This window comes from Nonomuraea montanisoli, from assembly GCF_013363975.1.
Classification (GTDB): domain Bacteria; phylum Actinomycetota; class Actinomycetes; order Streptosporangiales; family Streptosporangiaceae; genus Nonomuraea; species Nonomuraea montanisoli.
The window spans coordinates 491213-502653 of the sequence record NZ_JABWGN010000002.1; the positions used below are offsets into that span (position 1 = coordinate 491213).

Below are 11441 nucleotides of genomic sequence, written 5' to 3' on the forward strand. Positions count from 1 at the left end.
TCATGGTGACGAGCGGAGGCATTCGTGACCATGACCGTACTGACCGGCTCCGTCCGCGAGCTGGTCGACCGACATCTGACGGAGATCGTCGAGCGTGAGACGGGCGAGCTCGGCTTCGTGGGGGACGAGGGCGTCGGGACCGTGCGCCGCTTCCTCGCGGACTTCGTCCTGCGTGGCGGCAAGCGGCTGCGGCCGTCCTTCGTGTACTGGGGACACCGGGCCGCGGGCGGGCGGCCGGAGGACCTGGACGCGGTGCTGTCGGCCGGCTGCGCGGTGGAGCTCGTGCACGCCTGCGCGCTGCTGCTCGACGACGTCATGGACGAGTCGGGCACCCGGCGGGGCCGCGTCACGGCGCACCGGGCGCTGGCCGAGGAGCACCGGCGCGCCGAGTGGCGGGGCGATCCCAGGCGGCACGGGGAATCGGTGGCGACGCTGCTCGGGCTGCTCGCCTACACCTGGGCCGACAGCGCGATGCTGGCCGCCGGCGGGCCGTACCGGGCGTGGGAGGTGTTCACCCGGCTGCGCGTGGAGCTGATCGGCGGTCAGTACCTGGACCTGGTCCACGCCGCTCACGGCCGCGCCACGCGCCGCCGGATCATGGAGATCGGCGCGTACAAGTCCGGCAAGTACACGGTCGAGCGCCCCCTGCACCTGGGGCACGCGCTCGCCGGCGGCGACGGCGCGACGCTCGCGGCGCTCAGCGCGTACGCGGCGCCGCTCGGGCAGGCGTTCCAGCTCCGCGACGACGTGCTCGGTGTCTTCGGCGACCCGGCGCGCACTGGCAAGCCCGCGGGCGCCGACCTGCTGCTCGGCAAGCAGACCTACCTGCTGGCCGAGGCTCGCGCGCGCACCGGCGAGCTCGGCGCCGCGATCCTCGGCCCCGTACGCGACGAGGCCAAGGTGGGTGGCGCGGCCGACGTGCGTCACGAGGTGGACTTGGCCGCCGCCCGTGAGCTGATCGTCGCCTGCGGCGCTCTTGAGGCGGCCGAGCGGCGCATCGGCGCGCTGGCGGGTGAAGCGGCGGCGGCGCTCGAAGCGCCCTGTCTGCCCGCCGACGCCGCGGCTGCCCTCGTCGAACTGGCCCGCCAGGCCACGGAACGGGTGGCGTGATGGTCATGGGGTGGGCGACTTGCCAGGTCGCTGAGGGGTCGGCGTGATGGTCACGGAGCGGGTGTCTCGTCAGGCTACGGAGCGGGTCGGCGTGATGGTCATGGAGTGGGTGGCCCTCCAGGCCACGGAGCCGGGTGGCGTCATGGCCATGGAGCTAGCCGCGGAGCGGGTGGCGTGATGGACGTGGTCATCGGGGCCGGGCTGGCCGGCCTGTCGGCGGCGATCCACCTGGCCGCGGCCGGGCGCGAGGTGACCGTCGTGGAGACGCGGGACGTCCCCGGCGGCTGCTGCGGCACGGCCGAACTCGGGCCGTACCGCTTCGACACCGGGCCGTCGGTGCTCACCATGCCCGGCGTGCTGGCCGAGGTCTTCGGCGCGGCCGGGGAGGAGCTCGACCGGTGGCTGCCGCTGCGCCGCCTCGACCCCGCCTACCGGCTGCTCTTCCACGACGGCTCCCGGCTGGACGTGCTGCCGGACGCCGACGCCATGATCGGGCAGGTGCGCGAGCTGTGCGGGCCCGCCGAGGCCGAGCGCTACCGGCGCTTCCGCGCCCTGCTGGGCCGGCTGTTCGCCGCCGAGTGGAGCGTGTTCGTCGACGCGGACATGACCCGCCTGCGCGCCCTGGCCAGGCCGGTCGCGCTGCTGCGCCTGGCGGCCATGGGCGGCTTCCGCCGTCTCGACCGGCTCGTGGCCGCCCATCTCACCGACGAGCGGCTCATCCGGGCGCACACCTTCCAGGCGCTGTACGCGGGACTGTCGCCGCGGCGGGCGCTGGGCGTCTACGCCGTCATCTCCCACATGGACACCGTGGGAGGCGTCTACTTCCCCGAGAGCGGCGGCATGCACGCCGTGCCCGTCGCCATGGCCGCCCTCGCCGGCAAACTCGGCGTGACGTTCCGGTACGGCACGCGCGCCACCCGGGTCGAGGCCGGCGGTGACGGCGTCACGGCGGTGCGCCTGGACACCGGGGAACGGCTTGCCGCCCGCGCCGTCGTGGTGGCCGGCGACCTGGTGCGCGCCCACGCGGAGCTCCTGCCCAGGGCCGCGGCCGACTGGCGGTTGCGCCGGCCGCGCTTCTCCCCGTCGTGCGTCGTGACCCACATCGGGCTGGACCGTCCCCTGCCCGGCCAGGCCCACCACACGCTGCACCTCGGCAGGCAGTGGGCGCGCACGTTCGCCGCACTGGAGGCGGGACGGCCGCAACCCGACCCCAGCATCCTCGTCACCCACCCCTCCCCGGACACGCTCAGCGTCCTGGAGCCCGCGCCCAACCTGCTCGGCCGCGGCTGGGACACCGTGGAGGACCGCCTCCTGGCCCGCCTGGACGCGCTCGGCTACGGCGACCTGTCCCGGGCGCCCCGGCTCACCTGGAACCCCCGCCGGTGGGCGGCCGAAGGCCACACCGCGGGCACCCCCTTCGCCCTGGACCACCGCTTCACGCAGACGGCCTGGTTCCGGCCGTCCGGCGCGGCCCGCCGCGTCCCCGGCCTGCACTTCGCGGGCATGCACACCGCCCCGGGCGTCGGCGTGCCGCCCGTGCTGCTGTCCGGGCGGCTGGCCGCCCGCCGCGTTCTCAAGGAGGCACGATGACCTGCCTGGGCACCCGGGCCGCCGCCCCGGCGATCGCCGCCGCGGAGGGCACGACCGGCCTGACCGCCGCCTACGAGCGTTGCCGCGCCCTGCACGCCCGTTTCGGCCGCTCCTACTACCTGGCCACGCTCCTCCTGCCCGCCTGGAAGCGCCGCCACGTCCACGCCCTGTACGGCTTCGCCCGGTACGCCGACGAGATCGTCGACTCGTTCACCATGGACGGCGACCGCGCCGGCGCCCTCGACGCGCTGGAGGCCCGCGTCGCCGCGGCCCTGGCGGGCGAGCGGTCCGACGATCCCGTCCTGCCCGCCTTCGCCCACACCGTACGCTCCTTCGGCATCGGCCGCGGCGAGGTGGCCGCGTTCCTGCGCTCCATGCGCGCCGACCTGACCGTGACCCGCTACGCCACCTACGACGACCTGCTCGGCTACATGGAGGGCTCGGCGGCCGTCATCGGCACCATGATGCTGCCCGTCCTGGAGCCGCTGCCGGGGATGGAGGCCGCGGCCCGCGAGCCGGCCCGGCAGCTCGGCCTGGCCTTCCAGCTCACCAACTTCCTGCGCGACGTGGCCGAGGACCTCGCCCGCGGCCGGGTCTACCTGCCCGGGGCCGACCTCGACCGGTTCGGCGTCACGGAGGCGGCGCTGCGCGGCCCGCGCACGCCTCCCGAGGCCCGGCGGCTGCTGGCCTTCGAGGCCGGGCGCGCCCGGGATCACTACGCCCGGGCGCTGGAGGGCATCCCGCTGCTGACGCCGTCGTCGCGGCCGTGCGTGCGGGCCGCGTACGAGCTGTACGGCGGGATCCTGGCGGAGATCGAGCGCGGCGGGTACGAGGTGCTGGCCCGCCGCGCGCGGGTGCCGCGCCGCCGCAGGCTGGCGATCTTCACCCGGCACCTCGTGGCCGCCCGGGCGGCGGGCCGCCGCGAGCGCCGCGTCACCGTGGAGGTGCCGTGATCCCGCCGCTCAGCCGTGATCTCTCCGCTCAACCGGCCAGCGGGTCGGTCCCGTTCCACGTGCCCTCGCTCCCGTACGGGGCGAAGCGGGCGAACAGCTCCTCGGCGTACCAGCCGTCGCGCCGCACGCGGCCGATCACGTCCCGGTGGACGTTCCCCCGGTAGGCGAACCGGCGGACGTCGGCCTCGTCCCGCCACAGGGAGAAGGTGGCCTGGCGGGCGAGCGGCCACTCGCCGGCGCCCAGGGAGGCGAGACAGCCGGGCTGCCCCAGCAGCTCGCGGTCCACGGACGGAACGGCGCGGTAGAAGGCGAGGAGCCGGGCGGGCCGGATCGACGCCCGCGTGAGCACCGCCACCGGCCCCTCGCGACCGCCCGGGAAGCCGACGGCGGCGAGCGAGTCACGGCCGCCGCCAGGGAAGCCTGCGGCGAATCGGTCCCGGCCGCCGGGGAGGTCGGCGGCGAACGGGTCGCGTCCGCCCCAGCGGCCGTGCCAGGACAGCGGAGTCAGCCGCACGTGCCAGGACTCCGCCGCCGCGCGCCGCCAGCGCCGCGCGATCGGCGAGCCGCACAGGAACGCCTCCAACGCCGCCTCGTCCCGCCACACCGCGAACAGCGCCCAGCGGCGCAGGTCCGCGCCGGGCGTCATGGAGGCGCCCCGGCCGGTGCCGAGCAGACGGTGGAACGTCAGGCCGCCGGTACGCCGCAACACCGGCCGGTCGAAGGCCATGTACCGCAGGGCACTTCTGTCCGGGTACCTGATGAGGTGGAAGGAGGCCACCCCGCCCTCCGGGCTCACCGCCCGCCGCCCGTTCCGCCGCCCGAGAGCGGGCCGAGGGGCCGTGGAGGGCCGTAGGAGCGCCCTCGCCAGGTGCGGCGCGGCCGGTACGTCGCCCGTGTGAGCTGGACGGCCGTCGCCGGATCGAGCAGCGGCGACAGCAGCAGGCCAGGGCCGGGACGTTCGTAGCTGCCGCGCAGCGCCCATGCCAGCAGCAGCCGCACCCCGAGCAGTCCCACGTCGAGCGGCGTGGCCCGGCCCGCCAGCAGCCGCGCCACGGGCAGCGCGGCGCTCAGCCACACCACGGCCAGGTCGGCGGCCTGCCGTCCGCGTCCCGTCACGTCGGCCAGGGCCAGCGTGCGCCCCCACTCCCGCCACACGCCGGCCACCGAGTCGTGCATGTCCACGACCAGCAAGTCACCGGCGTCCAGGAGCCCCACCCGCCAGCCGTCCGCGGCCAGCGTCCTGGCCAGCGCGACGTCGTCGGCCAGGTGCCCGCGTACCCGGGCGAAACCATCGGCGGCCAGCATCGCGGACCGGTGGAAGGCCAGGCACTGGCCGTTGGCCAGGACCCGGTGCGGCGGGGGCGGCGTCGCGGCCCCGATCGGCCCGAGCCGGTAGACGAGCGTCGCCAGGAACGAGGCGTGCAGCGCCTGCTCGACCGGGCCGTCGCAGACGAACCTCGGTCCGGCCGAGACCAGGTCGAACTCCTCAAGCCCGGCCGCCAGCGCCCCGAACAGACCGGGCCGCGGCCGGGCGTCGGCGTCCAGAGTCACCACGACCGGGCCTTTCGCGGCGGCCAGCCCCTGGTGGACGGCCCACGGCTTGCCCACCCAGCCCTCCGGCGGCGGCGTGCCGCGCATGACGGTCGCGCCCAGGGACGCGGCCAGCCGCGCCGTGCCGTCCGTGGACTCGTCGTCCACCACGATCACCTCGCGTACCGCCGGATCGGCCAGCGCGGCGGACACGCACGGCCCCAGCCGCTCCTCCTCGTTCCTGGCCGGCACGACCACCGACACGTTCCTGGCCGGCACGACCACCGACACGCCGCTCCGCGCGCCGGCGGGCGCGGGACGCAGCGGCGGCCTGCGCCGGCGTCCCCTCGCCAGCCGGGCGCAGACGACGGCCCCCGCAACGGCCTGCGCCGCGCCGAGCACCGCCGACCACCGCGCGGGCGTCATGAGGCCGCCTTCCCGGTGGGGAAGTCCTCGTCCACCATCGAGGCGACGATCCGCCCGCCCATCGCCACCAGCGGCAGCCCGCCCCCGGGGTGCGCCGAGCCGCCCACCAGGTACAGACCGCGCCGGGGCCCGCGGTTGGCCGGGCGCCGGAAGGGGGAGAGCGGGCCGGAGTACGCCGTCCCGTAGATCGCGCCGCCCCACGCGCCGTAGCGCCCCCGCAGGTCGGCGGGCGTGAACAGGTCCACGAAGCGCAGCCGTCCCGCCAGGTCCAGACCGCGCTCGGCGAGCCGTTCCAGCACCAGGTCCCGGTACGACTCCGGCGGCGCCGGCCAGCGGGACGGGTCGCGGGCGGGGACGTTCACCAGCAGCGTCAACGCCTCGGTGCCGGCCGGGGCCTGCGACGGGTCGTCGACCGAGGCGCAGCCGACGTAGACGGTCGGGTCGGTGGACGGCGTCCGGCGCCGGAAGAGGGCGTCGAACTCGGCCCGCTGGTCGGCCGAGAAGAGGATCGAGTGGTGGGCGAGGCCCTCGGTGCGGCCCTCCACCCCGGCCAGCAGCAGGAAGGCCGACGACGAGCGGCCGAGCGCGGCGACGCGCCGCAGCCTGTGCCGGTCGGGCAGCAGCCGTCCGTACAGCTCGGCCGCGTCGGTGTTCGCCACGACCACGTCGGCGGCGATCCGCTCGCCGTCCGCCAGCCGGACCCCGCCGACCCGCCGCCGGTCGGCGACGATCGCGTCGACCGGGGCCGACACCCGCACCTCCACACCGGCCTCGGCCAGCAGGGCGGCGAGGTCGCCGGCGAGACGCGGCAGGCCGCCGGGGACGTACCAGGCGCCGTGGTCGTGCTCGATGGCCGGGACGCAGCCGAGCGCGGCCGGGGCGCGGTACGGGTCGGACCCGGCGTAGGTGGCGTAGCGGTTGACGTACTGGCGCAGGCGCGGGTCGCGGAAGAAGCGGCGCGCGAGGCCCGCCAGCGTCCGGCCGGGCGCGACCGCGAGCAGGTCCGACAGGTGCGCAGCGCGCGGGGGCCGGTCCAGCGGGCCGGCGAAGAACGTGCGCGCGGACGCCGACAGGCAGCGCCGCGCCCAGGCGTGGAACGCCAGCCAGCGCGCGCCCTCCCCGGGCGCCAGCCGCTCCACCTCGCGCGCCATCCGGTCCGGGTCGCGATGCGCGGTCAGCACCGACCCGTCGGCGAAGCGGTAGCGGCACAGCTCCCTCACCTCCACCAGCTCGCGTCCCACGCCCAGGTCGCGGAACACGCCGGGCAGCGTGAGCAGCGACGGGCCCAGGGAGAAGCGAAAGCCGTCGCGCCGGTGCTCGGCCAGCTTGCCGCCGAGGCGCGGGAGCCGTTCCAGCAGGGTCACCTCGTGCCCGGACCGGGCCAGCAGCAGGGCGCTCACCATCCCGCCCACGCCGCCGCCCACCACGCTCACCGCCGCCACACGTCCTCCTCGATTCCTGTACGCGCTCCGGCTCCGGCTCTCGCCGCGACCCGTACGGCGACGAACACCCCCATGGCCACACCGCCGCACACGGCGACCAAGAGGTCGGGTGGCCGGAACACCAGCGCGAACCCGACCGTCTCCATCACCGCCATGACCGCGTACACCGCCGCCGGCCCCGCCGTGCCGGACACCTCCGGCAGCAGCCCATGGATCACCGCCATCACCACCAGCGACACCAGCAGCCATCCCGCGAAGTTGCTCAGCGGCACGCCGCGGTAGAAGCCGCCGTCGTGCCATGTCCACGCGCCGAGGCGCAGCATCTGCGGATCGAGGAACAGGTCCCACGCGGTCAGCGCCACGGCCCCGAGCAGGACGCGCGCGGCCCCACGGCCAGGGACGTGCGCGGCCCCACGACCAGGGAGGCGCGCGCCGCCACCACCCGGGGCGATGGCGTACGCGGCCAGCCCCATCCCGCCCCAGGCCACCGGCACGATCACCGGCACGCCCAGCACCTGCGGCTGGAGCACTTGGGTGTAGGAGTAGGCCCCGAACGGCACCCCGGTCGCCACCCCGGCCAGCTCGGCGGCGTAGCCGACGGCCACCACGGCGCCGAACGCCGCCACGGCCCGCCCCGGCCGGCCGGTCGCCCCGGCCGCGAACGCCACGGACGAGGCCGCCAGCAGCAGCACGACGAGGCCCGTCCATCCGCGCAGATCGTCTATCGCACCACTGACGACCTGCGCGGCGACCATCGCGCCCAGCAGGACCGTTCCGATGATCGAGGGGGCGCGTCGCCGGGCCGAGACTGCGGTCACGCCCGTACCTTCGGCCGGTCTGGCCGTTCGGATGCATCGTCCCGCCGGCTGCGCACCGCCACGGACCCGATCACCACTCGTAAGATCACCTATGACTGCGACCGGGCCACCGCGCCAAGACGACTTGAACACTGGTAGGTGTGCATGCAATGGGTAGTCGCATGGGAAAAATCATGGGGACATGTCCGGGGAGTGGCTGATGTGTTGGTGATCGATGTCGGGGCGGCCACTGGTGCGGCGGCATTGGACGAGGCTGCCGATTCTCTGTCCGGGCGCCAATGGGTGATCACCGACATTCTGAAGGCACTCAAAGGGCCGCCGGGCAAGCTGGAATCGTTTGTCTATGTGGAGGTCAACCAGGGTCTGCTGTGAACTCTCTCGGTGAGATCGCCTGGTATGAGTCGGCGGAAATGTCAAGTCGGAGGCGTTTCATGAAGAAGGGTTTGGCGTTGCTCGTCGTCGTCGGTGCGATGACGACGAGCTCTGGCTGTGCAGGGATTGATGCGACCTCATCATCGTCGGCGGACTGCTACAGGAAAGACGACCGTGAGGGCGAGCGGCTCGCCGGCGTCATAGGTCCGCTGCTGTCACCGGATGTGCGCTCAACGCTTGTCAAAGGTAGCGGCTGCGATTCCGCGCCTGAGGGAGGTGCATTCATATCCTATACTCTGTATTCTGATATTCCTCCGCACGTGGTCATGCAGAAATTCTATTCCGCTGGATGGGTCGACTTGCCGAGGGCCAAAGAGCCTTGCCCGGACTCCTGCATCGCCGGGGTGAGCAAGGAAACCGATGGCCGGCGTATTGAGGCGACAGTGGAAGACTCCGCTGGAGGTCCCCGCATGCTGGAGGCTGCGTTCGTCGACTAGGGCCGTCACAGTCGCTGCGACACCACGGGTTCCAGGTCAGGGGTCTTCCGGAAGAGGACTTTCGCGGGAAGGTTCTGATCTTCGTCGTGGGCGTCGTCCTGATGGTCGCGCTGCCGGGAGCCGCACTGCTGGAGCTGATCACGGCATCGACGATCCTCCCGGCGATCATCGACGGCTTGCACGACGGTCCTGTGTCTGGCGGTGCGCGGACGACTGGATCGCGGAAAGGGCGCGTTCGACCTCGGGCGGCTCGAGGTGCCTGTCGCCGTCGGGGCGCTGGCGTGGTCGGCCGTCGCCGTGTTCGTACTGGTGGCGCCGGCGGAGGCGTTCGTTCCCGCCTTGATCGCGGCGCTGGAGACGGAGCCCGGAGGGATGCTCTGATCAAGGGAGGGCCGCGGCGATCCGGCGGCGGAGGCCGGCTTCGTGGTCCGCGTCGGTGCGGAGCGTCAGGGTCAGCCCGGTGCCGGCGGCCTCGGCCAGGACGGCCAGCAGGGTGACGAGCTGCTCGGCGGGCTCGGCGCTGAGGAGCTCCTCGGCGTGCTCCACGAGCAGGTCCACCCTTCCGGTGTCACGCAGGGAGTCGGTCAGCGCGTCCCAGTTGCGGCCGAAGTAAGCGGGGAGACGGAGTGCCCGGGCCGCCTCCTCGAAGAAGGCGGCCCTGGTCCGGGCCGCGCGTCCGTCGATGACCGCGGGCGCCGGGATCCGGGCCGTGCGTCCGTCCGGGATCGCGGGCGCCGGGCCCGTGGACACGGTCAGCCAGGGTGGCAGCGGGTCGTCCATTCCTACAGTCTGTAGAAGTCGGTGTAGTGGTTCGGGGTGAACCAGGTCGCGCGGGTGCCGCGGTCGACGACGATCCGGTACGCGTCGCGGGCGGCGCCCCGCGGCCGGGAGTACACGTCGTACTCGTCGTACGTGGCGCCGCGGGGAAGGCGGCCTTCCCGGTTGCGGAAGCGTCCGCCCGTGTAGTTGTACGCGCCACCCGGCCAGGGGTACCAGCCGGCACGGGTGGGGTAGCCCTTGGCGGCCCAGATCGAGTTGGCCGAGCGCGCGTCGGCGCATCGGGAGACGGTGCAGGAGTCGTGGACCGAGGCCGCGGCAGGAGTCGTACCGGTCACCGCCGTGGCAAGCGTGACCGCCAGTGCGACGGTCAGAGCCGTCCGCCGTGAGAAGTCCTTCGTCCGCATCCCTCCACCTCCTCGAACGCACCCGTACGGACGCCGCGCGAACGGCCCGCCCTCGAAGGGCATCACATCACGTCAGAAGCGCCCGAGCGGGATTCCGATCAGGACCCTTGACGGTCTCAAGCCTCCATCCCTACCATTCAGTAACCTCTTAATGATCAACGCAATCCCCGTTTACGGTTCAACCACTTCCTTTCGCGTGGAAGCGGCGGAGCCGTAGTTCCGTAGGGAAATGTCGCATGTCAGATGACTATGACGTCGTCATAGTGGGCGCGAGCATTGCCGGATGTGCCGCCGCCATACTGTTCGCGAATCTCGGCGCCCGCGTCGCGCTTCTCGAAAAGCATTCCGGCATGGACGCGTACAAGGTCCTGTGCACCCACACGCTCCAGCCGAGCTGCATGCCGGTCATCAAGACCCTGGGACTCCTGCCCCCGCTGGAGCAGGCCGGGGCCCGGCGGCACGTCACCCACCTGTGGACGCGGTGGGGATGGATCGAGCCGCGGCCCGCTCCCGGCCGGGAGCCGCTCCCGCACGGGCTCAACGTCCGCCGCCAGACCCTCGACCCCCTGCTCAGGCGGCTGGCCGCCGAGACGCCGGGCGTCGACCTGCGGCTCGGCGGCGGCGTCAACGGGCTCCTGGAGGAGAACGGCCGCTTCACCGGTGTGAGCACCACGGACGGCGCCCGGCTGACGGCGCGGCTGGTCGTGGGCGCCGACGGCCGCGCCTCCACCGTCGGCTCCCTCAGCGGCCTCCCCGTACGGCTGAGCGCCAACAACCGCCTCGGGTTCCTCGCCCACTACCGCGGCCTGCCGGACGACGACGCGAGCCGCGTGTGGTTCCTCGACCCCGACACCGCCTTCGCCTTCCCCAACGACGACGGCGTCACCGTGATCGCCTGCAGCCCGGCCAAGGAACACCACGCCTCCGCCTTCCGCGCCGACCTGGAGGGCAGCTTCGAGCGGTTCGTCCGCGCCCTGCCCGACGCGCCCCCCATCGACCGGGGCGAACGCATCTCGAAGATCATCGGTACCCGCGACCTGCCCAACGTCTACCGCAAGCCGTACGGGCCGGGACTCGCCCTCGTCGGCGACGCGGCGCTGGCCACCGACCCGCTGTGGGGCGTCGGGTGCGGGTGGGCGTTCCAGTCGGCCCAGTGGCTGGTGGACGCGGTCGGCCCGGCCGTGGCCGGGGGAGGCGACGTGCTGCCGGGCCTCGAGGCGTACGGCGGGAAACATCGCTCCGCGCTCGACAGTCACCACAAACTCATGGAGGACTACTCGGCCGTGCGGCCGTTCAATGTCTTCGAACGGCTGCTGCTTTCCGCCGCGGCCCGCGACGCCGGAGCGGCCCGGCATTATCACGCCTTCGCCTCCCGCCTCATCGACGTCAAGGAATTCGCGTCACCGGGCTCGCTGCTGCGCGCCGCGCGGGTGAACGCCCTCCACCGTCTGCGCAAGTAACGGCCGCTCCGCCCGAAGCCGCCGAACAGCGGCCGAACCGCCGCCGGACGGCCGCAAAA

General features: G+C 73.9%; 13 protein-coding genes. 7 read left to right on the top strand and 6 right to left on the bottom strand.

The genetic code is table 11. From position 1 onward, the window contains the following. Positions 1–30 precede the first annotated feature (30 nt). The 3 genes from HTZ77_RS05715 to HTZ77_RS05725 all read left to right on the top strand — a co-directional run bounded on the left by HTZ77_RS05715 (position 31) and on the right by HTZ77_RS05725 (position 3653). Positions 31–1110: a polyprenyl synthetase family protein gene (locus tag HTZ77_RS05715; RefSeq protein ID WP_175588601.1), complete on the top strand. Its 1080-nt coding sequence runs from the start codon at positions 31–33 to the stop codon at positions 1108–1110. A gap of 177 nt (positions 1111–1287) precedes the next feature. Continuing rightward, positions 1288–2700 (top strand): phytoene desaturase family protein, encoded by a 1413-nt coding sequence (locus tag HTZ77_RS05720; protein WP_175588346.1) that lies wholly within the window; start codon positions 1288–1290, stop codon positions 2698–2700. Continuing rightward, positions 2697–3653 carry a phytoene/squalene synthase family protein gene (locus HTZ77_RS05725; RefSeq protein WP_175588347.1) on the top strand — a complete coding sequence of 319 codons (957 nt, stop codon included), beginning with the start codon at positions 2697–2699 and terminating at the stop codon, positions 3651–3653. Before HTZ77_RS05720 ends, HTZ77_RS05725 begins: the two co-directional genes overlap by 4 nt. Positions 3654–3681: 28 nt before the next feature. On the opposite strand, the gene HTZ77_RS05730 is transcribed toward HTZ77_RS05725, so the two are convergent. The 4 genes from HTZ77_RS05730 to HTZ77_RS05745 form a co-directional block, all read right to left on the bottom strand. Continuing rightward, on the bottom strand, positions 3682–4380 hold the full coding sequence (locus HTZ77_RS05730; RefSeq protein ID WP_205302100.1) for a spheroidene monooxygenase: 699 nt from the start codon (positions 4378–4380) through the stop codon (positions 3682–3684). Positions 4381–4445: 65 nt separating this feature from the next. Then, entirely contained in the window at positions 4446–5609 is a 1164-nt protein-coding gene (locus tag HTZ77_RS05735; protein WP_175588348.1) for a glycosyltransferase family 2 protein, read from the bottom strand. Beyond that, entirely contained in the window at positions 5606–7051 is a 1446-nt protein-coding gene (locus tag HTZ77_RS05740) for a phytoene desaturase family protein (RefSeq protein WP_328808433.1), read from the bottom strand. Before HTZ77_RS05740 ends, HTZ77_RS05735 begins: the two co-directional genes overlap by 4 nt. Next, complete coding sequence (locus tag HTZ77_RS05745) at positions 7039–7869, bottom strand: carotenoid biosynthesis protein (protein ID WP_328808434.1); 831 nt, start codon at positions 7867–7869, stop codon at positions 7039–7041. Before HTZ77_RS05745 ends, HTZ77_RS05740 begins: the two co-directional genes overlap by 13 nt. A gap of 201 nt (positions 7870–8070) precedes the next feature. Here HTZ77_RS05745 and HTZ77_RS05750 point away from each other — a divergent pair, with 201 nt between their 5' ends. From HTZ77_RS05750 to HTZ77_RS05760, 3 genes are all read left to right on the top strand, one after another. After that, entirely contained in the window at positions 8071–8241 is a 171-nt protein-coding gene (locus HTZ77_RS05750) for a hypothetical protein (RefSeq protein WP_175588349.1), read from the top strand. A 59-nt stretch (positions 8242–8300) separates the two neighbouring features. Next, positions 8301–8738 (top strand): hypothetical protein, encoded by a 438-nt coding sequence (locus tag HTZ77_RS05755; protein ID WP_175588350.1) that lies wholly within the window; start codon positions 8301–8303, stop codon positions 8736–8738. 201 nt (positions 8739–8939) lie between these two features. Further along, the gene (locus HTZ77_RS05760) at positions 8940–9119 is read left to right on the top strand and encodes a hypothetical protein (protein WP_175588351.1); all 180 of its coding nucleotides are present in this window, start codon (positions 8940–8942) and stop codon (positions 9117–9119) included. Here HTZ77_RS05760 and HTZ77_RS05765 read toward each other — a convergent pair whose 3' ends face one another. Beyond that, a complete protein-coding gene (locus HTZ77_RS05765; RefSeq protein WP_175588352.1) occupies positions 9120–9518 on the bottom strand; it encodes a barstar family protein in 399 nt (132 codons plus the stop codon). It lies immediately after the preceding gene. Positions 9519–9520: 2 nt separating this feature from the next. Then, positions 9521–9922, bottom strand: coding sequence for a ribonuclease domain-containing protein (locus tag HTZ77_RS05770; RefSeq protein WP_175588353.1), 402 nt, complete (start codon positions 9920–9922; stop codon positions 9521–9523). Between the two features lie 236 nt (positions 9923–10158). Between HTZ77_RS05770 and HTZ77_RS05775 the strand changes: the two genes are divergently transcribed. Next, entirely contained in the window at positions 10159–11382 is a 1224-nt protein-coding gene (locus tag HTZ77_RS05775) for an NAD(P)/FAD-dependent oxidoreductase (protein ID WP_175588354.1), read from the top strand. Positions 11383–11441 lie beyond the last annotated feature (59 nt).